Genomic DNA, 25,131 nt, shown 5'->3' with positions numbered 1-25,131 from the left:
TGCCGTCATGACGCTCCCGCATACCGGCCGGGCGTTGGCCGACGCGGCACCCGTGCCGTACTGGCTCGATCGCCCGGACCGCCCCGACCCGCTGCCGCCACTGGCTGGCCGGCACTCCACCGACCTGCTGGTGATCGGCGGCGGTTACGGCGGACTGTGGGCCGCACTGTTGGCGAAACAGGCGGACCCGGACCGCGACGTGCTGCTCGTCGACGCCGGCACCTGCGGTTGGGCCGCCTCCGGGCGCAACGGCGGGTTCTGCGCCGCCTCGCTGACCCACGGCCTCGCCAACGGCGTCGACCGGTTCCCCGACGAGGTCGGCGAACTGGAACGCCTCGGCCGGGAGAACCTGGACGCCATCGCCGCCACCGTCGCGACGTTCGACATCGACTGCGACCTTGAGCGCACCGGTGAACTGGCCGTCGCCGTCGAGCCGTACCAACTCGACGGGCTGGCCGCCGACGCCGACCTGGCCCGCCGGTACGGCCACCGGGTGCGGCTGCTCGACCGCGACGAGGTGCGCGCCGAGGTGCACTCACCGACGTACCTGGGTGGGATGTTCGACGCCGACCGGGTGGCCATGGTGGACCCGGCGAAGCTGGCCTGGGGGCTGCGCCGCGCCTGCCTCGACCTCGGCGTACGCGTGCACGAGCACACCCGGGTCACCGGCCTGCGCGCCGACAATGCCGCCCTGCAGGCCAGCACCCTGGGCACCGATCCCGCCGACCACCCGGCCGACCCCGACCGGGCCGACACCCGGGCCGCCGGCCGACCCGGCTCGATCCGGGCGCGACGGGTCGTGCTGGCCACCAACGCGTTCCCGCCGCTGCTGCGCCGGCTGCGGGCTTACCTGGTGCCGGTCTACGACCACGTGCTGATGACCGAGCCCCTCACGCCGGCCCAGCGCGACGCCATCGGTTGGCGCAACCGGCAGGGGCTCGCCGACACCGCCAACCAGTTCCACTACTACCGGATCACCGCCGACGGGCGGATCCTCTTCGGCGGCTACGACGCCGTCTACCACTACGGCAATCGGGTCGCCCCCGAGCTGGAGCAACGACCGGCCACCTTCACCACCCTCGCCCGCCACTTCTTCACCACGTTCCCGCAGCTCGCCGACGTGCGGTTCAGCCACCGCTGGGGAGGCGTCATCGACACCTGCACCCGGTTCTGCCCGTTCTTCGGCACCGCCTACGGCGGTCGGCTGGCGTACGCGGCCGGCTACACCGGCCTCGGCGTCGGGGCCACCCGCTTCGGCGCCCGGGTGCTGCTCGACCTGCTCGACGGCGGGAACACCCCGCTGACCCGGCTCGATCTGGTTCGCCGCAAGCCACTGCCGTTCCCACCGGAACCCGTCCGCGCGGTCGGCATCAATCTCACCCGCTGGTCACTGGCCCGCGCCGACGCGCGCGAGGGTCGGCGCGACCTCTGGCTCCGTACTCTCGATCGTTTCGGTTTGGGGTTTGATTCCTGATGCGTGTCCTCCTCGTCGGCGCCGGTGGCGTCGGCTCCGCCGCCGTAGCCATCGCCGCCCGACGGACCTTCTTCGAGACCATGGTGGTCGCCGACCACGACCCCGTTCGCGCCGATCGTGCGGTCGCCGCGCACGGTGATCGTTTCGTCGCCGCCCAGGTGGACGCCTCCTCGGTCGACGCGGTCACCGCGCTGTGCCGGGAGCACCGGATCACGCACGTGCTGAACGCCGTCGACCCGCGGTTCGTCATGCCGATCTTCAACGGCGCGTTCGCGGCCGGCGCGGACTACCTCGACATGGCGATGTCGCTGTCACACGCGGGGACCGGGGTAAAGCTCGGCGACGAACAGTTCGCGCTGGCCGACACCTGGTCGGCGGCCGGTCGGCTGGCGCTCTGCGGCATCGGGGTCGAGCCCGGCCTCTCCGACGTGTTCGCCAGATACGCCGCCGACGAACTGTTCAGTGAGATCGACGAGATCGGTGTCCGGGACGGCGCGAACCTCACCGTCGACGGGTACGACTTCGCGCCCTCGTTCTCCATCTGGACCACGATCGAGGAGTGCCTCAACCCACCTGTCGTCTGGGAGAGGGACCGGGGTTGGTTCACCACCGAACCGTTCTCCGAGCCGGAGGTCTTCCACTTTCCGGAGGGAATCGGGCCGGTCGAGTGCGTCAACGTCGAGCACGAGGAGGTGCTGCTCATCCCGCGCTGGGTCAAGGCCCGGCGGGTCACCTTCAAGTACGGCCTCGGCGACGAGTTCATCGAGGTGCTCAAGACACTGCACAAGCTCGGCCTCGACGCGGTCTCCCCGGTACGGGTACGCGGCGTCGAGGTCTCACCGCGAGACGTGGTGGCCGCGAGTCTGCCCGACCCGGCCACGCTCGGCGCCCGGATGCGCGGCAAGACCTGCGCCGGCACCTGGGTACGCGGCCTCGGCCCCGACGGGCAACCCCGCGAGGTCTACCTCTACCACGTGGTCGACAACGAATGGTCGATGCGGGAGTACGGGCACCAGGCGGTGGTCTGGCAGACCGCCGTCAACCCGGTCGTCGCGTTGGAGTTGCTCGCCAGCGGCGCCTGGACCGGCGTCGGCGTGCTCGGACCGGAGGCGCTGCCACCGCTGCCCTTCCTCGACCTCCTGAACGGTTACGGGTCACCATGGGCGATGGAGGAGCGGTGAGCCTGCCCCGCTGACAGCATCGCGACAGTTTCGTCGTCCCCGTTGGACACTCGATCGCCTGCCGATGCGGTGCGTGCTGATTCGCGGCTTTTGTTGGTGCCGACACGCGCACGATCGGCCCCGCCCTGTTGACCTGCCGGGTTGCCGCGCCTGTCGACTCGTCGACCGCGAGCGTGCCCACCGATCTTCCGCGGTGAGCGAAAGGCGCAGGTGACGAGCGCGACGGTGGATATTGCAGGCTGTGTTTACGACGACACTCATCGCCGTGACGATGCAACCACCACAGAACCCGGGGCCGCCGTACCCGCCAACGTTCGACCAGACGCCCCGCCCGAACTGGTTCCGCAGGGCCACCCCCGCCCGCCGGGTCGCCGTGATCCTCGGCTCGGTGACCCTGTCGATCCTGCTGCTCTGCTGCACCGGCACCGCCATCGTCGGCGCGCTGACCGGCGAGCCGGAACCGACTAAAACCGGCACCGCCGCCGAAGCGGCACAGCAGCCGATCCTGGCGGCGCCCGGCGAACCGACCGAGTCGCCCGTTGCTGCGCCCTCCACGGTGCCTTCGTCGGTGGCGCCCGCCACGGCGCCCACGTCGGCGGCGCCCGCGCCCGTGGTGCAGGTGACAACCGTGACGGAGCAGGCCACGGTCCGGTACAGCGAGCGGACCGTCAAGGACTCGTCCCTGGCCGAGGGCAAGCGGGTCGTCCGGACCAAGGGCGTGAACGGCGTACGAACCCTGACGTACGAGGTGACCACCACCGACGGCGTGCGGACGGCGAAGAAGCTGGTCAAATCCGTCGTGACGAAGCAGCCGGTGGCCCAGGTCGCCGCCGTCGGCACCAAGAAGCCGCAGTCGTCCACGTGCGACCCGAACTACAGCGGCTGCGTCCCGATCGCCAGCGACGTCGACTGCGCGGGCGGCAGCGGCAACGGCCCCGCCTACGTAGACGGACCAATCAGAGTGATCGGCGACGACATCTACAAGCTAGACCGAGACGGCGACGGCATAGCCTGCGACTAACCCCAGCCCTGCCCCACCCCTGGCCCGCGCCCCCGCCCTCGGCCCCCGCGATCTTGCACTTTCTGTGCTCACTTTTCGTCTCTTATTGGGCGTATCGGCCACAGAAAGTGCAAGATCGCGGGGGTGGGGGGCCGGGGTGGGGATTTCGGGGTGGGGCGCTAGCACGGGAGGGGTAGGGGTTGGGGTTTTCCACAGGGGGCGCGGTTTTCCACAGGTGGTCACTGCGGGGCATCGCTGGGCTCCTGGATTGGTCAGCCTGCCGTCATGGCTACTCAGTTGTGGCGTACTGACGCGCTGATGCGGAAGCTCACCGTTGGACGGATCCGTACCCGGCTCGACCACGCCGAATTGCTGCGTGTGCGCAGAGGGGTCTACGCCGACAAACCCTGCAGCGATGATGACGAACTGCGTGCCCTGATGCTCCGGCTACCCGATGGAGCGATGTTGGCGAGGCAGAGTGCCGCTCGCCGATACGGCTTTGGGGTGCTGCGCGACGATCTGATCCACATCCAGTTGCCCGCCGAGGTGCCAAAGCCGCGTCTGCCCGGGGTGGTCGTCCACCGGACGGTTCTACCCGCTCGGCCGGTCCTTGTCGGAGGTCTGCCCTGCGTACCGGCGGCTCGCTGTGCAGTCGACCTGGCTCGCGCCGTTCGGCGGCTCGACGCACTCCCGGTGCTCGACGCCGCGCTCCGGTCGGGCTTGGTCACCCAGGACGACCTGCTGGCCGAGGTTGCGGCACACAACGCATTGCGTGGTGTCCGTCAGGCCCGGCAACTCATACCGCTGGCGGACGGTCGGGCGGAGTGCCGACAGGAAAGCCAGTTGCGACTGATCCTGATCGACGGAGGGTTGCCTCCGCCGGAGCCACAACTGTGGGTGGCCGACCGCCATGGCATCCCTCTGTGCCGGCTCGACCTGGGTTACCGCGAACACCGAATCGGCATCGAGTACGACGGACTGTCGCACCTGGACCGTGACCGAATCAGGCACGACCGGGAACGGGTCAACTGGCTGGACGCGGCCGGTTGGCGAATGCGCTATTTCACCGACCGTGACCTCTATCGCCGCCCACAACACATCAAGGCCACGATCCGCGCCGCCCTCTCCTAACCACACCCCGCGCCCCCTTTGCCTCCGTCGATCTTGCACTTTCTGTCCCGACAGATAACGCCTTAAGGACATTTGGGCAACACAAACTGCAAGATCGACGGGGCGGGGGCGGGGGTGGGGTGGGGGCGGGGCGGGGGTGGGGGGTGACCTGCTCGGCCTCTCGTGACGCAGCTCACCCCTAGGGCAGCGATCGCTGTGGTCGGTCGGGACGGATGGCGCAGGTGGGGTGACACGGGTACGAAGTTGTTCGGGCCTGGCTTGCGTTGGTTTGCCCGCTGGACACTCGCGTGGAGGATGGCTGCGGCGGGTGCTTACAGAACCCTTAACCCGGGCCTGCGACGGTATGGCCGGGCAAGCCGAACTGGGGGAGCGGGAAAACGTGCGGGTGCTGGTGGCGGACGACGAGCGGTTGTTGGCGGACACGGTGGCCGAAGGGCTGCGCCGCCTGTCGATGGCCGTCGACGTCTGCTACGACGGTGTCGGGGCGCTGGAGCGGGTCGGGGTGAACCGCTACGACGTCGCGGTGCTGGACCGGGACATGCCGGGGCACACAGGCGACGAGGTGTGTCGCAGCATCACCGACTCGCAGGTCGGCACCCGGGTGTTGCTGCTCACCGCGGCGGCCGGTATCCGGGACCGGGTGGAGGGCCTCGGCCTCGGCGCGGACGACTACCTGACCAAGCCGTTCGCCTTCGCCGAGTTGGTGGCCCGGGTGCAGGCTCTCGGGCGACGGTCCACGCCGGCGTTGCCGCCGGTGCTCGCCCAGGATGGCCTGGCGCTGGACGTGGGCCGGCACGTGGCCACCCGGGACGGCCGCCCGCTCGCGTTGAGTCCGAAGGAGTTCGCGGTGCTGCACGTGTTGCTGCGCGCGGACGGTCAGGTGGTCAGCGCCGAGGAGTTGCTGGAGCAGGCCTGGGACGAGTTCGCCGATCCGTTCACCAACGCCGTACGGGTCACCGTGATGACGCTGCGCAAGAAGCTCGGCGATCCCGCGATCATCCACACCGTTCCGAAGGCCGGCTATCGCATCGGCGGTACGGCGTGAGCTGGACGCCCCGACGTCGGGTGCTGCTGGTGGGGCTGCTGGCGCTACTGGCCGGCCCGGTGCTGCCGGCGATGGGCAAGTGGCTGTCGGAGATGACCTGGACCTGGGGGCAGCAGTTCTGCGATGTGCCCGTGCCCGGGTTGTCGGTGGTGTGCCGCAACGTGCGGCCGGGGGCGTTCATGCTGCCCCTGGTGGCCGTCCTGTTAGTGACAGTGGCCGCCCTGGTGGCGCTCTGGTTCGCCGCGGTGTGGTGCCTGCGCCCGGTCGCTGACCTGGCCGGGCCGATCGGGCAACTCGGCCCGCAGAACCTCGGTCACCGGATCCGGCCTCGGGGCCGCGACGAGTTGGCTCGGCTGTCCCGGGCGATCGACGAGATGATGGAACGCGTCTCCGCCGGGTACGAGGGGCAGCGGCGGTTCGCCGCGAACGCCTCGCACGAGTTGCGGACGCCTCTCGCGGTGCAGCGGACGCTGATCGAGGTCGGCATGGCCAGGGCGCTCACCGGCGAGCAGTTGGAGCTGTTGACCAGTCAGCTGTTGGAGACCAACGAGCGCAACGAACGCCTGATCGAGGGCCTGCTCGCGCTCAGCGAGAGTGACCAGGGCCTCCGTTCGCGGATTCCGCAGCGGTTGGACACGATCGTGGAGGCGGTGCTGGCCGGGTACCTGGACCGGGCCCGGGAGGCCGAGGTCACTGTGGAGACCCATCTCGAACCGCGGGTGGTCGTCGGCGAGCGGGTGCTGCTGGAGCGCCTGGTCACCAACCTGGTGGAGAACGGAATCAAGTACAACCGGCCGGGCGGTTCGCTGACAGTCGTGGTGAGCGGCGTGCCCGCGCTGTCCGTGGTGAACACCGGCCAGCCCGTGCCGGCCGAGGCGGTGGCCGGTCTGTTCGAGCCGTTCCGCCGGCTCGCCCGGGACCGGACCTCGCAGGGCGGCGGGGCCGGCCTGGGCCTGGCCATCGCCCGCTCGATCACGCAGGCCCACGACGGCATCATCGCGGCCCGGCCCGCCGAGTACGGCGGCCTGCGGGTCGACGTCCAGCTACCCACCTTGAACTGACACTTCCACCCACCTTTCCCGGGGTCCACGTACCGCTGGATCCCGCCTGTGGTGTGCCCGAGAAGGAGAGACGATGACACGCACCGTTGGCCAGGTCCGGGCCGATGTCGAGGAGGCCAGCCGCTGGCTTGCCGGCCGCGTGGTCCGCACACCCGTGCTGCGGTCCCCGGTGATCGACGAGCTTGCCGGTGCGCGGGTGCTGCTCAAGGCGGAGAACCTTCAGCACGGCGGCTCGTACAAGATGCGGGGCGCGCTGCGCGCCGTTGGTCGCCTCGCCGCGGCCGGTCACACCGGGGTGATCGCGCAGAGCACCGGCAACCACGCGGTGGCGGTGGCGTTGGCGGCCCGGCAGCACGGGCTCGCGGCGACAGTGGTGCTGCCGGTCGACGCGGCGCCGACGAAGGTCGACCGGGCGCGCGCGGCGGGGGCGCGGGTGGTGTTCGCGGGCACCGGCGTCGAGGAGCGGGTGGGGGTGGCCAATGGGCTCAGCGACGAGAGCGGTCATCCGGTCATCGACGCGTACGACCACCCGGACGTGATCGCCGGGCAGGGCACCGCGAGCCTGGAGTTGATCGAGGACGCCAAGCGCGCGGGGACGCCGTTGGACGCGCTTGTCGTACCGGTGGGTGGTGGTGGCGGGGTTGCCGGCGCGTGCCTGGCCGCCGCCGGCTCCGGCATCGAGGTGTACGGCGTGGAGCCGGTGGGTTGCGACTCGCTGGCCCGCAGCCTGGCGGCCGGTGTTCGGGTGCCGGTCGCGCCGGCGCCCACCATCGCGGACGGGCTGCGGCCGTCCTGCGTGGGTGAGCTGCCGTTCGCCATCGTGCGGGACACGCTTCGCGGGGTCGTCCGGGTCGACGACGACGAGATCGCTGCGGCGTTCCGGCTGGTCCTGACGGAGCTCAAGGTGCTCGCCGAGCCGTCCGGGGCGGCGGGCCTGGCCGGCGCCCTCCGGCTTCCGCCGGACAGGGACCGGCAGCGGACGGTCGGCGTGGTGCTGACCGGCGGAAACGTGGAGGCGGCGCTGGTGGCCCAGTTGATGGCCCCGCGATCCGCCGACGTGACCGGGGAAGGGGTGGCCGCGTGAGCGCGCCAGTTCGGATCGGAATCCTGTTCGGTGGACCGTCGGCGGAGCACGAGGTCTCCTGTGCCTCGGCGCTCGGGGTGGCCCGGGCGCTCGCCGGCGGCGGCTACCGAACTGTCGCCATCGGCGTCACCCGCAGCGGCGGTTTTCGGTTGATGCCCGACGCGCTGCTGGCCGAGTTGCGCGACCGACCGGCCGGCGAGCGGGCCATCGACGACCAGTTGGTCGTGACCGGGCCGGCCGTAGAGCTGCGGGCCGGTCCGCGTCCGGGCGTTGTGCAGGTGTCCGCCGGTAACGCCCCCGGCGCGGTGCACGCCGAGCTGGATGTGGTCTTCCCGGTGCTGCACGGCCCGTACGGCGAGGACGGTGTGGTGCAGGGGCTGCTGGAGTCACTGAACGTGCCGTACGTCGGGTGCGGCATCCTCGCCTCGGCGGTGGGCATGAACAAGGTGGCGATGAAGCGGGCGCTGCGTGCCGAGGGCATCCCCGTCACTCCGTACGTGTCGTTCGACGCGCACACCTACCGGGCGGTCGACGACCCGGAGAAGCTGGTGACCGGGCTGACCCGGCCACTGTTCGTCAAGCCGGCCAGCATGGGCTCGTCGATCGGCATCTCCCGCGTCGGAGAGGGTGACGACCTGGCCGCCGCCGTGGAGGAGGCGCTTCGCCACGACCAGCTCGTCATGGTCGAGCAGGGGGTCGCCGGGCGGGAGTTGGAGTGCGCTGTGCTCGGTGGTTGGCGTCCCGAGGCGTCGGCGGTGGGCGAGGTGCAGGTCAGCGGCGGCTGGTTCGACTACCAGCAGAAGTACTTCGGTGACGCCGACCCGATGATCGTTCCCGCCGTGTTGCCGGACGAGGTGACCGCGCGGGTCCGCGAGCTGTCGCTGCGCGCGTTCGCCGCGATCGGCGGTTGGGGTCTGGCCCGGGTCGACTTCTTCTACGACGAGACGGTCGGTGAGCTGTACGTCAACGAGCTGAACACGATGCCCGGCTTCACCGCGCACTCGATGTACCCGAAGGTGTGGGACGCCGTCGGGGTCAGCTACCGGGAGGTGGTGGACCGACTCGTCGAGTTGGCCCGGGCCCGGCACGCGGAACGGCCCGCGAGCACGGCGGGGAGCATCCGATGATCCTGCTCTCCGACCCCCGGGTGGCGGCGGTGCCCAGCGCCGACGACGGCGAGGAGTTCGTGGACCTGCGTGAGCTGCCGGAGTTGCGGCTCGACGGCCGGGCGGCGGACCCGGCCGGGGCGTACGCCCGGTTGCGCGCCGGTGTCGTGGACCGCCTGCTGGCCGCGCAGCGTGCCCTGCCCGGTGGGCTGCGGCTGTTGGTGGTCGAGGGTTACCGGCCGTACCAGGCGCAGTTGGCCATCTTCACCGGCTACCGCGACGAGCTGCGCCGACGGCACCCGGACTGGTCGCCGCAGCGGCTGCACCGGGAGACCACGAAGTTCGTCGCACCGGTCGAGGTTGCCCCGCACAGCACGGGCGGCGCTGTGGACCTGACGCTGTGCACCGACGACGGTGTGGAATTGGATCTGGGCACGGCCATCGACGCCACCCCGGAGGACAGCGCCGACGCCTGCTTCACCGACGCACCGGCGATCGGCGGCACCGCCCGGCGGCACCGGCAGATCATGGTGGACGCTCTCGGTGGCGCGGGGATGGTGAACTACCCGACCGAGTGGTGGCACTGGTCGTACGGCGATCGTTACTGGGCGCTGATCACCGGGGCGCCGCACACCCGGTACGGGCCGGTGGACCTGGCCGCCGCACGATCGATACCCGTGCCGGCTGAACGGTAGGGCGCTCCGGTCCGTACCGGTGGGTGAAGGACACCACCGAGGACGGGAGTGACGGCGATGAGGGTGCAGCGCAGGCACGTGCTGGCGGCGAGTGTGGCGGTGCTCGCCGCGGTGGGCGTGTCGGTGGGGACCAGCTTCGGGTTCGCCGACACGGCCCCGGCACGGTCGTCGGTCTGCTCCGGCTCGGTGACCTTCTCGGCGGAGGGCGGGGCACCGGCGGCGACCAGCGACCGGTTCCCGGTGGGTACGCGGTTGCGGGTGACCAACCTGGACAACAATCGGGCGGCCACTGTGACGGTGACCGGCCCGTCGGGCAGTTGCGTGCTGCTCAACGCGGCGGCCATGGAGCTGGTCCGGGAGCCGGGGAAGAACGTGATCCGCCGCAACGTGGTGGAACGCGTCGACGGCGCGGCCCCGAACGCCGGCGCACCGGCCCCCGGCACCGTCCGCCCGGGTGCCGCGTCGCCCGGCGCGTCCGGCCCGGCGCCGCAATCGGTGTGCTCGGGGGCGATCACCTTCTTCGAGGAGGCGGCCGGGCCGGCGGCGACCAGCGGGCAGTTCCCGGTGGGCACCCGGCTGCGGGTGACGAATCTGGACAACAACCGGGCGACCACTGTGACGGTGACCGGCCCGTCGGGCAGTTGCGTGCTGCTCAACTCCGCCGCGATGGAGCAGATCCGCGAGCCGGGCAAGAACCTGGTGCGCCGCAACACGGTCGAGGTGCTTCGCTGACATTGGCGAAGGGGCCCGTGCACCGGGCCCCTTCGCCGGCTCAGCCTGCTCCGCCGCTCAGCGGCTCAGCCTGCTCCGCCGCTCAGCCGAAGGCGGCGTCGAGCAGGTCGGCACCCCGACCGAGGTGCCCGTCGGAGATCACCAGCGGGGGCAGGAAGCGCAGCACGTTGCCGTACGTGCCGCAGGTCAGGGTGAGCAGGCCGGCGGCGTGACAGGCCGCCGAGATCGCCGCGGTGGCGACCGGGTCGGGGGTGAGCGTGCCCGGCAGCACCAGCTCCACGGCGAGCATCGCGCCCCGGCCGCGTACCTCGGCGACCCGGGGGTCCCGCTCGGCGATGGCCCGTAGCCGGGGGACCAGCACCGACTCGATCCGTCGGGCCGCGCCGGCCAGGTCCAGCTCGTGCATGGTCTCGATGGTGGCCAGCGCGGCGGCGCAGGCGATCGGGTTGCCGCCGTACGTGCCGCCCAGCCCACCCACGTGCACCGCGTCCATCAGTTCGGCCCGGCCGGTCACCGCGGCCAGCGGCAGGCCACCGGCGATGCCCTTGGCCACTGTCACCAGGTCGGGTTCGACGCCCTCGTGCTGACAGGCGAACCAGTCACCGGTACGGCAGAAACCGGTCTGGATCTCGTCGGCGACGAAGACCACCCCGGCCGCCGTCGCCCAGGCACGCAGCGCGGGCAGGAAACCCGGCGCGGGTACGACGAAGCCACCCTCGCCCTGGATCGGCTCGATGAGCAGCGCGGCGACGTTCTCCGCGCCGACCTGCTTCTCGATCATCTCGACGGCCCGTGCGGCCGCGTCCGCGCCGGAGAGCCCGCCGTCGCGCAGCGGGTACGACATCGGCACGCGGTAGATCTCCCCGGCGAACGGCCCGAACCGGTGCTTGTACGGCATGTTCTTCGCGGTCAACGCCATCGTCAGGTTGGTCCGGCCGTGGTACGCGTGGTCGAACACCACTACCGCCGGCCGCCCGGTGGCGTGCCGGGCGACCTTCACCGCGTTCTCCACCGCCTCCGCGCCGGAGTTGAACAACGCCGAGCGTTTCTCGAACCCGCCGGGCGTCAACGCGTTGAGCTGCTCGCACACCGCCACGTACGACTCGTACGGCGCGACCATGAAGCAGGTGTGGGTGAACCGTTCCACCTGTGCACGGACCGCCTCGACCACCCTCGGGGCCGAGTTGCCCACGCTTGTCACGGCGATGCCGGCGGCGAAGTCGATCCACTCCCGGCCGTCGACGTCGGTGACCGTCCCGCCGGACGCGCGGTCCACGTAGGACTGGATCACACTGCCGACGCCCCTGGCCACCGCACCGCCGCGCCGCTTGTGCAGCTCCTCGCTCGACGGCATGGTTCAGCTCCCCAGGTTGTGCATGACGTGCTTGATCCGGGTGTAGTCCTCCAGGCTGTAGACCGAGAGGTCCTTGCCGTGCCCGGAGTGCTTGAAGCCGCCGTGCGGCATCTCGGAGACGAACGGGATGTGCGTGTTGACCCAGACGCACCCGAAGTCCAGTCGACGGGTCATCCGCATGGCCCGGCCGTGGTCCCGCGTCCAGACCGACGCGGACAGGCCGTAGTCGACGCCGTTGGCCCAGCGCACCGCCTCGTCCTCGTCGGAGAAGCGTTGCACGGTGATGACCGGCCCGAACACCTCGTCCTGGATGATCTCGTCGGCCTGACGCAGCCCGGAGACCACGGTCGGCGCGTAGAAGTAACCGCGTTCGCCCTGCCGGGACCCGCCGGTCTGGATCGCCGCGTGGTCCGGCAGGCGGTCGACGAAGCCGCTGACCCTGGTGAGCTGGTTGGCGTTGTTCAGCGGACCGTAGAGCACGTCGGCGTCGTCCGGGGCGCCCGTCCTCGTGTTGCGGGCCTGCTCGGCGAGGGCCGCCACGAAGTCGTCGTGGATGCCGGGGCCGGCCAGCACCCGGGTGGCCGCCGTGCAGTCCTGCCCGGCGTTGAAGTAGCCACCCAGCGCGATGGCCTCGGCGGCCGCCGCCACGTCCGCGTCGTCGAAGATCACCACCGGTGCCTTGCCACCCAACTCCAGGTGGGTCCGCTTCAGGTCGGAGGCCGCCGCGGCGGCGACCTCCATGCCCGCGCGGGTCGAGCCGGTGATCGACACCAGCTGCGGGGTCGGGTGCGACACGAGGGTACGACCGGTGTCCCGGTCGCCGCAGACCACGTTGAACACCCCGGGCGGGAAGAACTCGGCGGCGATCTCGGCGAGCAGCAGCGTCGACACCGGCGTGGTGTCCGACGGCTTGAGCACCACAGTGTTGCCGGCGGCGAGCGCCGGGGCGATCTTCCAGACCGCCATCATCAGCGGGTAGTTCCAGGGGGTGACCTGCGCGCAGACGCCGACCGGCTCACGCCGCACGTAGGAGGTGTGCCCGGCCAGGTACTCCCCGGCGGACCGCCCCTCCAACATCCGGGCGGCGCCGGCGAAGAACCGGAACTGGTCCACCGCCGGGGGAAGCTCCTCCTCGGCGGTGAGCTGGCGGGGCTTGCCAGTGTTGCGCACCTCGGCGTCGACAAGTTCGGCGGCGCGCGCCTCCACGGCGTCGGCGAGCTTGAGCAGCGCCCGCTGTCGCTCGGCGGGGGTGACCTCCCGCCAGCTCTCGAAAGCGGTGGCGGCGGCATTCATCGCCGCGTCCACGTCGGCGGGGCCGGAGACCGGGGCCTGGGCGAACACCTCACCCGTGCAGGGGTCGACCAGGTCGGCATAACCGCCATCGGCCGGGTCGACGTAGGAGCCGTTGACGAAGTTGCGCAGCTGCTGCTGGTCACTCATGACGGGATCACTCCGAAGGGGCCGGGGGCGCGGTTCTGCGGCGGTTATCGCAATCTCTCTGCCATCTTCGCTACTGAATTCGCGGCAGACAAGGGCTGTCGCGACTGTTTCCGTCGGCTGCCCCTCGGCTACCCTCGGCCCCGGGTCATGGTGCTGACCCGTCTCGCGATCCAGGACGCAGCACTGCCGCGCTAGTCGGCCTGCCAGGTGCCGTCGTCGCGAACCCGGGCGGGGGAGCGGCCGAGCAGCAGAGTGGTCAGCGCGGCGTCGATGGTGTCGCCGAGGAACCACTCGCCGGCCTGATCGAGCGCGAAGACCCGACCGCGTTCGTCCACCGCCAGGATGCTGTCCTGCTGCTCGGTGCCGATCGGAAAGAGGCGTACGCCGAGGACCGCGCCGAAGTCCGCGAGGGTGTCGGCGGTGTGTGCGATGGCGTGCGGGCGGATGTCGAAACGGGAGATCCACACCTGCTCGCCCCGGCCGCGCCGCGCGCCGACCAGACTGGGGAACGCGGTGAGCGCCTCCACGGCGGCGGGAAAGACCTCGTGTCGATGGTTCCGCCCCGCCACCGACGTGACGTCGCGTACCGCGGCGGCGGCCATGATCTGATCCCCGATGTGTGGCCGCCAACCGGCCGCGACCAGCGCGTTGGCGACCTCCGCCGGGAAGCGCCCAGGATCGGGGTCGGGTGCCTCCGGCGAGTTCCAGGTCTCGGTGTAGGCGCGAGCCGACTCCGGCAGGACGTTCGCCCGCACCAGGAAGCTGATGCACGAGTCGCAGGGCCGCTCGGCGGGCCCACCTGCGGGATCACCCGGCTCACGGATCCGGAAGATCTCGAAGCGGGCGTCCTCCAGGAGCGCGGCCGCCTCGGCCCGCCCCATCGGCGCGATGCCCTCGGCGGCCCGGCGGTGGTCGTACTCGTGCAGGACGTCGGAGACCACGATCAGCTCCGCGTGCGCTGCCCCGCCGCGCACCAGCTCGCCCGGGGGCAGTTGCTGGAGATAGTCGCGCACGAGCGGGTGATGGTTGAGTGGCACGTCGGCCCTCGTGCCTTGGGCCGTCCAGATCCGTCCGTCGATGGTCAGGTGCGCGGCGGTGTTCGGGGTGGCGCCCCGGTGGATCTCACGGACCAGCAGGCTCGACGGGTCGACGGTGCGGGGTGCGGTCGGCCCGGCCGGCTGGCTGCGCCGGTACAGTTCCGCCACCACAGTGCTCGGCACCCGGGGCCAGGTGGTGACCTTGCCAGTCTGCTTGTCGATGACTGTCGTCGGCAGGTCACCCGGCACCGTGCGCACCTCGGTGGGCACGACGGACGTGATGACGTAACCCAGGTCGAACTCGTCGACCATCGCTGTGCACTCGTGGCCGAGGCGCTGCGAGTCACGGCGGGCCCAGGTGGCCGCGAGCTGCTCGGCCTGTTGACGGTCGATCACGCATTGAAACTACCGGACTACACGGATCGATGGCGGCCGGTATTGTTTCGCTCTACCGACGGTGACGGGAGGGCGGCGGTGGACGAACAGGCGGACAGGGGCGTCAATCGCGACCTACGGGCCCGATTCGACGACGTGTACGGGCAATATCAGCAGCTCAGGTCCGGTTTGGACACCCTCCAGACGCGGCTTGCCGCGCTACGGGTGACCCGGCGGTCCACCGACGGGCAGGTGACGGCGACCGTGGGCGCGCAGGGCCAGTTGATCGAGGTCGAGCTGACGCCGGCCATCTACCGGGACCGCGACGCTGGCGCGCTCGGCCGAAAAATCACCGAAACGATCCGGGCGGCCGCGACCGCCGCCGCCGACGCCACCCGCGACCTCGTCGCCGAGAGCATGCCGGCCGGCTCCGGAGCGACGGACTTCCTCAAGACCGGCGACTACGCCGCGCTGCTCGGCCGGGCCGACGCCGCACTCGGCAAAGGTGAGGCGAAGGCATGACCGACGGGCAGCTCTGGCTTGATCCGTCCCGGGCCCGCCGGGGTGGTGCCGACCTGGCGCTCGCCGGCGAGGCGGTGACGGCCCGTCGTGTGGTGGAGGGGGGCGCGATCGAGGCCGCCAGCGGTGCCCGGCCGTGGGGCCGCGACGACATCGGCGCGGCCTTCGAGCGCAACTACCGCGGGTTCGAGCAAACCGTGCTGCGAGCCTGGGCCGGCGTCGGGCACCGGCTCACCGAGCTGGGCAGCGACGTGGTCGAGGCGGTCGACGCGAGCGTGCAGACCGACGGGGCCAACGCCGCCCGGGTCGGCCGGGCCGCCGACCGGCGCTGACGGCCGGCGATCCCGATGAGCGTGCTGCCGAGTCCCATCCCGCACCCACTGGACCACGCACCGTGGGACGTGCCCGGCTGGATCTACGAGGCCCTCGACTGGGTCGTCGGTGTGCAGTGGCCGGAGGGCAACGAGCGGGCCGTCTGGGACCTCGCCGACCAGTGGTACGCGGTCGCCTCCGTACTCGCCGGGCCGCACGCCGACGCCGCCGCGGCCGCCGTCGAGGTGCACAACGGGTACGGCGCTGTCGGGGCTGTCGACGCGGCGTTCGAGGCGGCCTGGCGGGGGATCGCCGAGGGCTCCGACGCCCCGCTGCCCGTGCTGCTCGCGGTCACGGCCGACCTGGGCCGACTGGTCGAGGAGTGCGGTTGCGACATCGAGGGCGCCAAGCTGGAAGTCTGGATCGAGCTGGGCATCCTGGTCGTCGAGTTGCTCTCCGTGGCGGTCGCGGCGGTGCTCACCGCCGGTGCGGCAACCCCGGCCGCCGGCGTGGCGATCACCGCGACGCGGCTCCTGGTTCAACAGATCTTCAAACGGCTGATGGGCCAGCTGGCCAGCAAATCCCTCAAACACGGGCTCAAGGAGGCCGGCGAGCGGGCCGCCAAGGAGGCCGCCCGAGGTGGTGCACGCGGCTTCGCCAAGCGAGCCGCCCGGGAAGGGCTGGAGGAGGCCACCGAGGAGGCCGGAGTCACCCTGGCCACCCAGGCGTACCAGAACTCCACCGGGCGGGCACACGGCCTGGACCTGACCGACCTTGGTGCCTCGGCGGTCGGCGGGCTCGCCGGTGGGGCGGTGGCGCCGCTGGCCGGCCTGGGCCGGCACGCGACCGGGCGAGCGGCGAAGGTCGGGGAGCACCTGGGGCGGGAGATGACCGGCGAGGTGCTCGCCGAGAACGCTGCGCGTCTGGCCACCGGTCAGGGCCCAGCCTCAATGGAGGACGCGGCGCGTGCCGCCGCGTCCGGGGCCACCGGTTCGGCGACCGGCCAGACCGACCACGCGCTACGCGCCCGGCTCGACGCGCAGGCCAACGCCCTCGCCGGAGCATCGTTCGCGGGTCCCTCCCTTCCGTCTGTGCTGCCTGTCGCGGGGGATGCGGGAGCGTCGTTCTCCGCGGAAGTCCCGTCCGCGGCGGTCTCGCCCGCGGTGGGGGCTTCGGGTGGTGTGGCTTCGGGTGGTCTCGTCACGTCTGCTGGCGTTCCCGTGCAGGCGACGGAGGCCGGCGCGGCGTCGCCGACGAACCAGGTGGCTGCGCAGACGTCTCCGGGCATCGAGCAGTCAGGGCGAGCCGGGCTGGCGTCTCCTGTCGTGCCCGACGTGCACCTGTCGTCAGCGACGACTGTTGATGCGGTGTCCGACGTGGACGTGGCGGACCGCCCGGTGAGCGCGTCTGAGGCGACGCCGTCGACGGGCGGGCCAATCGGGGAGAGAGCGGGCGTACCGCACCAGGTAGCGGCAGACCCCACGCTCTCGTCGACGACCACCAACCCGGCCACGTCGGCGGTGAGTGCCGATCCGGCCACGTCGGCGGTCGGTGCTGATCCGAGGCTCTCGTCGGCGCCCGCCGATCCGAGGCTTTCGGCGGCGGCCGCGCCCGTGGTCGGTCCGCTCGAATCGGGCAGTGGGCCGGCTGCCACCGGTGTGCCGCCGACCCACCCCGGCAGCTCGCCGCACACCACCACCTCCGGACCGACCGCCTGGTCTCCGGCGACCGGACCCTCCGCACCAACGATCACCCCCGGCCCCGCGGCACCTGTCACCTTCGGCGTCCCGACCACCACCAACGGAGCGCTGCCGGTCGCCTCCACCCCACCGGTGGTGGGTCGATTCGCCGTACCGTCGCGCGTTCCGACGCGGGAGACGCCCGCACCGGTGCGAGCGCCCGACCATCCGGCCCGGGGAAGGGCGTCGATCCCCGTCGACGTGGCCGCGTTCGGTGCCCCATCGGTGCGCGAGCCCGAGACCAACGACTCGTACGCGGCGCAGTGGGCAGCCGCGGCGGAAGCCGCCGAGCGGCGGCGCTACCAGGACCACTACGAATCGCTGCGGATCGCGTTCGAGAACAACCGCCGGCAGTCCGAGGCCGCCCGCCTGCGCACCCGTGCCGTGGAGCACGATCGCCGAGCCGTCGAGTACGCCACCTACGCCCGGCAGTTGCACCAAGCCGGCAACCGGCAGTGGGCCGACGGCTGGCAGCGCGCCGCGAACGAGGAGACTCGCGCGTACACCGAATGGCGTGACCTGGCAGACGCGGTGCTGGCTGGCACCACTGCCCCGCCGGTCGTGGACATCACCGCCACCTTCGAGCACGCCAACCGGGACGTGGGCGCGCTCGCGCTCGGCGCGGTGGAGACAGCCGGCCCGTCCAGGCTCACCGGCGACGACGGTCCGCCGCCCATCGACGACTCCCGGCCGTACGGGCAGCCCGGAGGACTCCGTCCACCGCTCGCCCTGCACCAGGTCGACGTCGAACGGCAGATGCCCCGCGAGCCGAACGGTGCCGTCGCCCGCACCGCCGACCCCCGCCAGGGCGGTTGGTTCCGGCTTCTCAACGACGGCGGTCCCGCGGCCGACGCCACCCGAGGCATCAACTGTCTGGACTGCACGCTGTCACTGTTCGAGACGTGGGTGCACGGGCGGCCCCGCGTGTCGGCGCCTCGTACCTTCGACGGCTACCTGGACGGTGACATCCGGCGCCCCATCCGTGGCGAGGCAGGCGGCCCCGGTCGGGTGGAGGACGTGACCGGCGGGCGCTTCCAGAAACTCCTCGCCCCCGGCCAACCGTCGGACGCCGCGCAGGCACGGCAGGCCGCCGACCGGGGCTACCGCAACCTGCACGACCAACTCCTACTGGGCGGCCACGGCAGCTACTCGTTCCTGGTCACCGAGTGGGCGCACGGTGGTTCGCACGCCTGGGTGGCGCTCAACCAGAACGGCACGGTGCTCTACGTGGACCCGCAGAACGGCGTGGTCCGGGACCGGCCGCTCTACCCCGACGTGGTCGGCATCGACGCGCTGGTGCTGAGCGGAGACGGCCGGCCGATGCCGCTCGGCGGACTGCCCCGGGGGCGGTTCAGCGAACGACCCGACCTGCCTGATCACCCGCCGACGCACGACAACGGCGGGCACGGCGACCCGTACATCAACCGGATGTACCTGCTCCTCGACGGCCCGGGCTCGGCCCCGTGGTCGCCCGACTCCGATGGCGGGCCGAACAGCATCGAGGCCGTGGAAAAGACCGCGGCAGAAGAGCAGGGCGACGGCTGGCAGGCTGCCGGTCCTCTGTTGCCCGCGGACGAGTCTGGCCGCCAACTGAACCCGAAGGATTGCGAGTTCCTCGGCATCACGCCCGATGCCGTCCTTGCCTGGGCCGACAGATCAGCGCCCCTTGGAGTTACCCGGGCGCAGTTCGCGCAGATGAGGGCCGATCTCGTCGATGCGTTGCGGCAGGACGGCCTCGACCTGTCAACTGTCGACATTCGGCTCCAGGGCTCATCGGCTCGCTTCTTCTCGGGTCCCCACAAGCAAATGCCGACGGAGTCTGAGTTGGTGGACAACCCGGAGGCGTTGGCGCGTCTGCAGGGCTGGTCGCAGGGGGAGCCGCTTCCACTGCGTAGGCCGTTCGACGCGATGTACCGGTTGGGCCTGGAAGAGCCGAGTGACTACGACTTTCAGATCTCCTCGGATGAGATGGTGGAGCGGGCTCGGCAACACGCGGCCGAGAAATACCCTGGCCTTCGTGTCGTCAACTCCAGGTACGGGTTCGTGACGAAGAAGGTGGCGCGAGAGTGCTTCCCTCGCTTGTTCGAGTGGGCGGAGCGCCACGCCCGTGGTCTGGGCCGCGACGTGGTGCCGGCAATTTTTCCCGGTTCCGGGCCGCCGGATCGAGCCGGAACCGGAGTTTCGTCCCACTTCCGAGATTCAGACTGGATTGTTGGGGAAGCGGATGTCAGCTAGTTGGGTAATTGATCTAGATGGACACGTGGATCGAGTCACGCTGGGCCGTCTGCGGGCGGTACTCGGCCTCAGTGAGGTCGGGCGCCTCAGCGACGACTGGGACGAGTTGTTTGGTGAAGCTAACCGAACAATCGCAGGGGTTTCTGCGAACGTCGAGCTCTGGCGCGACGTGGACAGCCGAGGATGGCGCCTCGACATCGAGCTGCTGGCGGACCCGGGCGACTCGGACGTGCAGGATCTACTGGCTGCCGTCCGGGCGGACGTTGAAGCGGCGGACGTGCAGGTCGCTTCGATCGCCCGTCGCGGGTAGGCGTCAAAGTCGACGTAGTCGATTCGGGTGTAGGCCCGGGATTGGTGACGAATCAGGTGGACCGACGGCTGACCTACTACGTGGTCTACAGGGTCGATGATGTCCGGATACCTGCGGGGCTATTTGTGCTCGGTGCGGGCCACGGCGAGGCGCTGCTCTGGGACCACCGGTGCGGATCGTGGGCCTACGATCCGGGCCTGGTCACGCGCTTTTTGAACGACTACCGGAACGTCGACCGCTACGACAATATCGACCGGGCCGAAGCCGATCAGATCGCCCCGACGGTAACGGGATTAGCGGGCTTGCCGGATGAGGAGGCTTTTCATCTGCTGCTCGTCAAAGGTGCTGCCGGTTCTGACGGGGAGCGGCCGGCGCGATTCGGGGCTGCCGATCCGGCCAGAGATCGATGATGACCTCCCATGGTTGCCTCCTCGTCGTAGCGCGTAACTAGTGCACGTGATGGTGAAGTATGCGGGGCGAAATGGCCCCGCGACCTGTTCTCTGGTTGGTCGAAAAGGGGCAGTCAGTGATGGCCGAAGGACTGGATGCGCGGCTGGTACGGGCGCAGGTGCGGTACGAGCAGGCGGTCTTCGGTGGCGACGCGAAGTCGTTGGACGAGGCGGAGCGGGATCTCACCGCGCTGGACGCGGATGTGGCGTTGGCCCGGGGGCGGCTTCTGCACGCGCGTTTCCTGGATACCGGCTTGGAGGACGCGGAGGAGTTGCCGCTTTTCGAGCGGGCCGCCGGGCTGTACCGGGAGCTGGGTGATGCCCGTGGTGAGGGCGAGTCGCTTTTCTGGGTGGGCACGGTCCACCAGGTGATTCGCCAGGACCAGGCGGCCGCCGGCCCGGCCTTCGTCCGGGCGCGCGAGTTGGCTACCGCGGTGGGCGATGAGCTGACGCTGTCGTACGTGCTGCGGCACCTCTGTTTCGGCGAGCGGGCCGCCGGTCGTGTTGATGGGGCGCGGGAGTTGCTGACGGAGTCGACCCGGTTGCGCCGGAAGTTGTCCTTCACTGCGGGGGTCGCGGCGAATCTGATCGGTCTGGCGGATCTGGCGGCGGGCGACGGTGATCGGGAGGGTGCCCGTGAGTTGCTCGACGAGGCGGCCGGGCTCGCGGCCGACAGCGGCGCGCGCGGGGTTGGCCGGTGGGTCGAGGAGGCCCGAGGAGAGTTGGGGCTTGCCTGACGATGGGGCGCTGTGTCGCGAATGGCGATCGGTGGGCCCTGGAGGCGCCGAATAAGATCGACGCATGGCGAGATCCGGCAAGCAGGGCGACAAGTTCTATCTCTGGGCCTGGCCAGTTGGCATCCTGGTCGGCCTGGCGATCGGCATTCCCGTGTTCGGGGCAAAGGGTGGTGTCGCCTTCGGCGTCGCCCTCAGCATTGCCTTCGTGCTGGGCCTGGGTGCGATCAGGAGCCGGGCCGAAGGTGACCCTGCCCGGGGTGGCCCGGACGGCAGGGCCGCCGGAGATGGCGCCGAGGCCGCAGGTCGAGGGTGATCGACTCCGGTTCATTGAAGTCGGGGCATCCGGGTCAAAGGGATAGCCCGACTTCCGTGAACCCGAGTGGATCATGCCGGGCCGCGCACGCCGTGCGCACCGCGCACACGCCGCACGCGGTGCGCACGCCGGGCACGCCGCACACGCCGCAGACGGCGGGCACGCCGCACACGCCGCAGACGGCGGGCACGCCGCACACGCCGCAGACGGCGGGCACGCCGCACACGCCGCAGACGGCGGGCACGCCGCACACGCCGCAGACGACGGGCACGCCGCACACGCCGCAGACGACGGGCACGCCGCTCACGCCGCAGACGGCGGGCACGGCGCACACGGCGCACACACCCGCCGCGCCGGGCAGTGTTGCGGAGGCGGTGGCCGTACAGGAGGAGTTGCGGCCGCTGGTGGACCTGGTCGGGCCGGGGCCGAGCGCGCCCGCGACGGTGGCCGGCCTGGACGTCGCGTACGCGGCGGGTGGTGAACTTCTGGCGGCGGCCGTGACGGTCCTGGATGCCCGGACCCTGGCGGTGGTGGACTCCGCGGTCGGTGTGGGGCGACCCGCGTTCGACTATGTGCCGGGGTTGTTCGCCTTTCGTGAGTTGCCCGCGTTGCTCGCTGCGCTCGACCGCCTGACCACCATCCCGGACCTGCTGGTCTGCGACGGGCACGGGTTGGCTCATCCGCGCCGGTTCGGGCTCGCGTGCCATCTCGGGGTGGTCACCGGGTTGCCGGCGATCGGGGTGGGGAAGACGCCACTGGTCGGGACGTGGGATCCGCCGTCCGCCGAGCGGGGTTCCTGGTCGTCGTTGCGCGACGGTGGTGACGTCGTAGGTCGGGTGTTGCGGACCCGGGACGGGGTGAAGCCGGTCTTCGTCAGCGTCGGTCATCGGATGAGCCTGGAGAACGCGACCGCGCAGGTGCTCGCGTTGACTCCGCGCTACCGCCTGCCGGAGACCACCCGCACCGCCGACCGACTGTGCCGCGAGGCCCTGGCCGAGGCGGAGCAGTCGGGCCGGTTGGCGGAGCAGGCCGGCCGGTCGGCGGAGCAGGCCGACGGATCGGCCGATTCGGCCGGCTGATCTGCTGGTCAGTCCGGTCAACCGCAGGTCGGCGGGCCGGGTCGTAAACCGTAACGCCGCACACATCCGGGCCGCTCTATGACCGATGGGGTGAGTGGGCCGGTAGTAGCCTGACCAGCGGACCCCACCCGGGGAGAACGGCGAGGTGATCATGACAGTGCGTCGACGCGTGGCACGGCTCGCGGCGGTCTGCGGTCTGGCGGGCGGCCTGGTGATGCTCGGTGCGTCGCCGGCGCTGGCCGACGAGGATTCGGTCCGGGTGGGTGCGGCCAGCAGCTTCGCCGCCGGTGGTTCCGCGCAGGGGGTTAACGTCGCGGTGCGCAAGCGCACCGACGGGTGCGTCCTGTTGCGTACCGCGCTGGGCTTCAGGCTGGAGGGTCTTCAGTCGAGCCAGGTGAAGGTCGAGGTCAACGCGGGCGGGCGCTGGTTCCCGGTGGCCGTCGGCGGCGGCAACGGCAACGTGTCGACCGCGCAGACGTCGCCGTCGAAGCCGACGCTGTGCAAGGGCAAGGGCATCACGGTGCGCTACCGGGTGGCGTTCGCGGAGGGTGCGCCGGGCGGCCGCCTCGTGGTCACGGGTGCGGGCCTCAGCGCCGCCGGCCAGAGGCTGGGTCAAGCCACCGACGCGGCGCGGCTGACCGGAGCGCGGGTGACTCCGTCGCCGACTCCGTCGCGGTCGAAGTCGCCGACGCCCTCCCCGAGCCCCACCGAGGCCGCGACCGTCGACGAGGCGGTGAACCCGGCGGCGCTGGGCGGCGTCTCCGCCGCCCCGAACACCACTGCGACCGCCGCCGAATCGTCCGGAGGGGGATCGCCGGTGATGTACTTCGGCATTGTGCTGGTGGCGGTCGGACTGCTGCTCATCGTGCTGCTGTTCCGTCGCTCGCGGCAGGACCGGAAGCCGTCCGACGACGGGCCCGGCGCCCTGCCGGGCAACCCCGGTGGCACCACCTACCGCGCGGGGGGTGGGTTGCCGGCCGCGCCCGGTCGCCCCGGCCAGGTGTACGGCCAGCAGCCGCCGGCCGCCGGTTGGGGTGCGGTTCCGTCCCCGCGTCCCGCCACCGGCGGGGTCTACGGCGCCCGGCCGGACACCCCCGCTCCGGCACCGGAGGCGACGCAGCCGATGCCGGGCCGGCCGGACGGTCGGCCGCCCGGTGACCCGCCCACCGACGGCGGCCACACCGTGTTCATACCCCGGCTCCCCGGCTGAGCGGAGTACGACCCGGCCCCTCCGTTAGGCTCAGGATCGGTGTCTAACCTGCGGCCGAGGAGTGGAACACGTGTCTGATCTGTCCCAGATTGTGAAGGCCTACGACGTCCGCGGGACGGTGCCGGACCAGTGGGACGAACGGGCCGCCGAGGCACTGGGAGCCGCCTTCACCCAACTGCTCAACTCCACCGACGAGCCGGGCGACGCGGTGGTCGTCGGGTACGACATGCGGGCCACCTCGCCCGGCCTGGCCGCCGCCTTCGCCGCCGGCGTACGCGCCGAGGGCCGCTCGGTGATCGAGATCGGCCTCGCCTCCACCGACCTGCTCTACTACGCGTCCGGCTCGCTCGACCTGCCCGGCGCGATGTTCACCGCCAGCCACAACCCCGCGCAGTACAACGGCATCAAGATGTGCCGCTCCGGCGCCCGCCCGATAGGTCAGGAGAGCGGTCTGGCCGAGATCCGGGAGCGGGCCCAGGCCCTCCTGGACTCCGGCGACGCTCGTCCCGCCGGTGCGCCGACCCGGCCCGCCGAGCGGCGCGACCTGCTTCCCGACTACGCCGGTTACCTGCGCAAGCTGGTCGACCTCTCGGGTATCCGACCGTTGAAGGTGGTCGTGGACGCCGGCAACGGCATGGGTGGCTTCACCGTTCCGACAGTGCTGGGCGACGCGGCCCTGTCGCCGCTGCCGCTGGAGATCGTGCCGCTCTACTTCGAGTTGGACGGCAGCTTCCCCAACCACGAGGCCAACCCTCTTGACCCGGCGAACCTCGTCGACCTCCAGCGCGCGGTGGTCGAGCACGGGGCCGACATCGGGTTGGCCTTCGACGGTGACGCCGACCGGTGCTTCGTGGTGGACGAGCGCGGCGAACCGGTCTCACCGTCGGCGATCACCGCACTCGTCGCCGCCCGTGAGCTGGCCAAGCACCCGGGTTCCACGGTGATCCACGGCCTGATCACCTCCAGCGCCGTCGCGGAGATCATCCGGGAGCACGGTGGGCAGCCGGTCGTGGCCCGGGTCGGGCACTCCTTCATCAAGGCGGAGATGGCCCGTACCAACGCCGTCTTCGGCGGCGAGCACTCCGCGCACTACTACTTCCGGGACTTCTGGTTCGCCGACACCGGGATGCTCGCGGCGATGCACACGTTGGCAGCGCTGGGCGAGCAGTCGCTGCCGCTGTCCGTGTTCGCCGGTGACTACGAGCGCTACATCGCCTCCGGTGAGATCAACTCGACGGTGGTCGACCAGGCGGCCGCGGTGGCCGAGGTGCGCGCCGCGTACCCCGACGCGGTGGCGGACGAGATGGACGGCCTCACGCTGCGTTTCCCCGACGGCGCCTGGTTCAACCTGCGCGCCTCCAACACGGAGCCGCTGCTGCGGCTCAACGTCGAGGCGCCCACCCGGGATCGGATGGTCTCGCTCCGGGACGACGTGCTCGACCGCGTTCGCCGATAAGATCGCCTGCGCCGGTCGGCACCGCCGCCGGTCAAGCCGCACACCCGTCGGCACCGC

General features: G+C 71.3%; 23 protein-coding genes. 20 read left to right on the top strand and 3 right to left on the bottom strand.

Features of this window, described 5'->3' with window-relative positions:
* Window positions 1-7 precede the first annotated feature (7 nt).
* The 10 genes from IW248_RS20360 to IW248_RS20315 all read left to right on the top strand — a co-directional run bounded on the left by IW248_RS20360 (window position 8) and on the right by IW248_RS20315 (window position 10,509).
* Window positions 8-1,474 carry an NAD(P)/FAD-dependent oxidoreductase gene (locus IW248_RS20360; RefSeq protein WP_196928265.1) on the top strand — a complete coding sequence of 489 codons (1,467 nt, stop codon included), beginning with the start codon at window positions 8-10 and terminating at the stop codon, window positions 1,472-1,474.
* The gene (locus tag IW248_RS20355; RefSeq protein WP_196928264.1) at window positions 1,474-2,655 is read left to right on the top strand and encodes a saccharopine dehydrogenase family protein; all 1,182 of its coding nucleotides are present in this window, start codon (window positions 1,474-1,476) and stop codon (window positions 2,653-2,655) included. The genes IW248_RS20360 and IW248_RS20355 overlap by 1 nt, the downstream gene beginning before the upstream one ends.
* 271 nt (window positions 2,656-2,926) lie before the next feature.
* Window positions 2,927-3,676: a G5 domain-containing protein gene (locus tag IW248_RS20350; protein ID WP_231397521.1), complete on the top strand. Its 750-nt coding sequence runs from the start codon at window positions 2,927-2,929 to the stop codon at window positions 3,674-3,676.
* A gap of 264 nt (window positions 3,677-3,940) precedes the next feature.
* Window positions 3,941-4,786 (top strand): type IV toxin-antitoxin system AbiEi family antitoxin, encoded by an 846-nt coding sequence (locus tag IW248_RS20345; RefSeq protein ID WP_196928262.1) that lies wholly within the window; start codon window positions 3,941-3,943, stop codon window positions 4,784-4,786.
* 379 nt (window positions 4,787-5,165) lie between these two features.
* Window positions 5,166-5,831: a response regulator transcription factor gene (locus IW248_RS20340; RefSeq protein WP_196930286.1), complete on the top strand. Its 666-nt coding sequence runs from the start codon at window positions 5,166-5,168 to the stop codon at window positions 5,829-5,831.
* On the top strand, window positions 5,828-6,892 hold the full coding sequence (locus IW248_RS20335) for a sensor histidine kinase (RefSeq protein WP_307788097.1): 1,065 nt from the start codon (window positions 5,828-5,830) through the stop codon (window positions 6,890-6,892). The genes IW248_RS20340 and IW248_RS20335 overlap by 4 nt, the downstream gene beginning before the upstream one ends.
* A gap of 73 nt (window positions 6,893-6,965) precedes the next feature.
* On the top strand, window positions 6,966-7,976 hold the full coding sequence (locus tag IW248_RS20330) for a threonine ammonia-lyase (protein ID WP_231396372.1): 1,011 nt from the start codon (window positions 6,966-6,968) through the stop codon (window positions 7,974-7,976).
* On the top strand, window positions 7,973-9,103 hold the full coding sequence (locus IW248_RS20325) for a D-alanine--D-alanine ligase family protein (protein ID WP_196928261.1): 1,131 nt from the start codon (window positions 7,973-7,975) through the stop codon (window positions 9,101-9,103). The genes IW248_RS20330 and IW248_RS20325 overlap by 4 nt, the downstream gene beginning before the upstream one ends.
* The gene (locus tag IW248_RS20320; RefSeq protein WP_196928260.1) at window positions 9,100-9,777 is read left to right on the top strand and encodes a M15 family metallopeptidase; all 678 of its coding nucleotides are present in this window, start codon (window positions 9,100-9,102) and stop codon (window positions 9,775-9,777) included. Before IW248_RS20325 ends, IW248_RS20320 begins: the two co-directional genes overlap by 4 nt.
* A 57-nt stretch (window positions 9,778-9,834) precedes the next feature.
* Window positions 9,835-10,509 (top strand): RlpA-like double-psi beta-barrel domain-containing protein, encoded by a 675-nt coding sequence (locus tag IW248_RS20315; RefSeq protein ID WP_124815590.1) that lies wholly within the window; start codon window positions 9,835-9,837, stop codon window positions 10,507-10,509.
* Between the two features lie 82 nt (window positions 10,510-10,591).
* Here the strand turns inward: IW248_RS20315 and gabT are convergent, their stop codons facing one another.
* From gabT to IW248_RS20300, 3 genes are all read right to left on the bottom strand, one after another.
* The gene (gabT, locus tag IW248_RS20310) at window positions 10,592-11,863 is read right to left on the bottom strand and encodes a 4-aminobutyrate--2-oxoglutarate transaminase (RefSeq protein ID WP_196928259.1); all 1,272 of its coding nucleotides are present in this window, start codon (window positions 11,861-11,863) and stop codon (window positions 10,592-10,594) included.
* Between the two features lie 3 nt (window positions 11,864-11,866).
* Entirely contained in the window at window positions 11,867-13,303 is a 1,437-nt protein-coding gene (locus tag IW248_RS20305; RefSeq protein ID WP_196928258.1) for a gamma-aminobutyraldehyde dehydrogenase, read from the bottom strand.
* A gap of 191 nt (window positions 13,304-13,494) precedes the next feature.
* The gene (locus tag IW248_RS20300) at window positions 13,495-14,736 is read right to left on the bottom strand and encodes an SUKH-3 domain-containing protein (protein WP_196928257.1); all 1,242 of its coding nucleotides are present in this window, start codon (window positions 14,734-14,736) and stop codon (window positions 13,495-13,497) included.
* Window positions 14,737-14,814: 78 nt separating this feature from the next.
* On the opposite strand from IW248_RS20300, the gene IW248_RS20295 reads away from it, so the two are divergent.
* The 10 genes from IW248_RS20295 (at window position 14,815) to IW248_RS20250 (ending at window position 25,074) form a co-directional block, all read left to right on the top strand.
* Window positions 14,815-15,237, top strand: a complete 423-nt coding sequence (locus IW248_RS20295; RefSeq protein WP_124815584.1) for a YbaB/EbfC family nucleoid-associated protein — start codon at window positions 14,815-14,817, stop codon at window positions 15,235-15,237.
* The gene (locus IW248_RS20290) at window positions 15,234-15,566 is read left to right on the top strand and encodes a hypothetical protein (RefSeq protein WP_196928256.1); all 333 of its coding nucleotides are present in this window, start codon (window positions 15,234-15,236) and stop codon (window positions 15,564-15,566) included. The genes IW248_RS20295 and IW248_RS20290 overlap by 4 nt, the downstream gene beginning before the upstream one ends.
* Window positions 15,567-15,581: 15 nt before the next feature.
* A complete protein-coding gene (locus tag IW248_RS20285) occupies window positions 15,582-19,520 on the top strand; it encodes a toxin glutamine deamidase domain-containing protein (RefSeq protein ID WP_196928255.1) in 3,939 nt (1,312 codons plus the stop codon).
* A gap of 25 nt (window positions 19,521-19,545) precedes the next feature.
* Entirely contained in the window at window positions 19,546-19,830 is a 285-nt protein-coding gene (locus tag IW248_RS20280; protein ID WP_196928254.1) for a hypothetical protein, read from the top strand.
* A gap of 44 nt (window positions 19,831-19,874) precedes the next feature.
* Window positions 19,875-20,240: a hypothetical protein gene (locus tag IW248_RS20275; protein ID WP_196928253.1), complete on the top strand. Its 366-nt coding sequence runs from the start codon at window positions 19,875-19,877 to the stop codon at window positions 20,238-20,240.
* Between the two features lie 119 nt (window positions 20,241-20,359).
* Entirely contained in the window at window positions 20,360-21,016 is a 657-nt protein-coding gene (locus IW248_RS20270) for a tetratricopeptide repeat protein (RefSeq protein ID WP_196928252.1), read from the top strand.
* Window positions 21,017-21,080: 64 nt separating this feature from the next.
* Window positions 21,081-21,329: a hypothetical protein gene (locus IW248_RS20265; RefSeq protein ID WP_196928251.1), complete on the top strand. Its 249-nt coding sequence runs from the start codon at window positions 21,081-21,083 to the stop codon at window positions 21,327-21,329.
* A 374-nt stretch (window positions 21,330-21,703) separates the two neighbouring features.
* On the top strand, window positions 21,704-22,408 hold the full coding sequence (locus IW248_RS20260) for an endonuclease V (RefSeq protein WP_196930284.1): 705 nt from the start codon (window positions 21,704-21,706) through the stop codon (window positions 22,406-22,408).
* A 151-nt stretch (window positions 22,409-22,559) separates the two neighbouring features.
* A complete protein-coding gene (locus tag IW248_RS20255) occupies window positions 22,560-23,618 on the top strand; it encodes a hypothetical protein (protein ID WP_196928250.1) in 1,059 nt (352 codons plus the stop codon).
* 70 nt (window positions 23,619-23,688) lie between these two features.
* Complete coding sequence (locus tag IW248_RS20250) at window positions 23,689-25,074, top strand: phosphomannomutase/phosphoglucomutase (protein ID WP_196928249.1); 1,386 nt, start codon at window positions 23,689-23,691, stop codon at window positions 25,072-25,074.
* Window positions 25,075-25,131 lie beyond the last annotated feature (57 nt).

Source organism: Micromonospora ureilytica (assembly GCF_015751765.1).
Lineage (GTDB): Bacteria > Actinomycetota > Actinomycetes > Mycobacteriales > Micromonosporaceae > Micromonospora > Micromonospora ureilytica.
Note: the sequence above shows the minus strand (reverse complement) of the source record. Positions and strands in the feature narration are given on the sequence as shown.

Coding starts and splice junctions, on each gene's coding strand:
- IW248_RS20360 (WP_196928265.1), top strand. CDS start 8: ATGACGCTCCCGCATACCGGCCGGGCGTTGGCCGACGCGGCACCCGTG.
- IW248_RS20355 (WP_196928264.1), top strand. CDS start 1,474: ATGCGTGTCCTCCTCGTCGGCGCCGGTGGCGTCGGCTCCGCCGCCGTA.
- IW248_RS20350 (WP_231397521.1), top strand. CDS start 2,927: ATGCAACCACCACAGAACCCGGGGCCGCCGTACCCGCCAACGTTCGAC.
- IW248_RS20345 (WP_196928262.1), top strand. CDS start 3,941: ATGGCTACTCAGTTGTGGCGTACTGACGCGCTGATGCGGAAGCTCACC.
- IW248_RS20330 (WP_231396372.1), top strand. CDS start 6,966: ATGACACGCACCGTTGGCCAGGTCCGGGCCGATGTCGAGGAGGCCAGC.
- IW248_RS20320 (WP_196928260.1), top strand. CDS start 9,100: ATGATCCTGCTCTCCGACCCCCGGGTGGCGGCGGTGCCCAGCGCCGAC.
- IW248_RS20315 (WP_124815590.1), top strand. CDS start 9,835: ATGAGGGTGCAGCGCAGGCACGTGCTGGCGGCGAGTGTGGCGGTGCTC.
- gabT (WP_196928259.1), bottom strand. CDS start 11,863: ATGCCGTCGAGCGAGGAGCTGCACAAGCGGCGCGGCGGTGCGGTGGCC.
- IW248_RS20305 (WP_196928258.1), bottom strand. CDS start 13,303: ATGAGTGACCAGCAGCAGCTGCGCAACTTCGTCAACGGCTCCTACGTC.
- IW248_RS20290 (WP_196928256.1), top strand. CDS start 15,234: ATGACCGACGGGCAGCTCTGGCTTGATCCGTCCCGGGCCCGCCGGGGT.
- IW248_RS20285 (WP_196928255.1), top strand. CDS start 15,582: ATGAGCGTGCTGCCGAGTCCCATCCCGCACCCACTGGACCACGCACCG.
- IW248_RS20270 (WP_196928252.1), top strand. CDS start 20,360: ATGGCCGAAGGACTGGATGCGCGGCTGGTACGGGCGCAGGTGCGGTAC.
- IW248_RS20265 (WP_196928251.1), top strand. CDS start 21,081: ATGGCGAGATCCGGCAAGCAGGGCGACAAGTTCTATCTCTGGGCCTGG.
- IW248_RS20255 (WP_196928250.1), top strand. CDS start 22,560: ATGACAGTGCGTCGACGCGTGGCACGGCTCGCGGCGGTCTGCGGTCTG.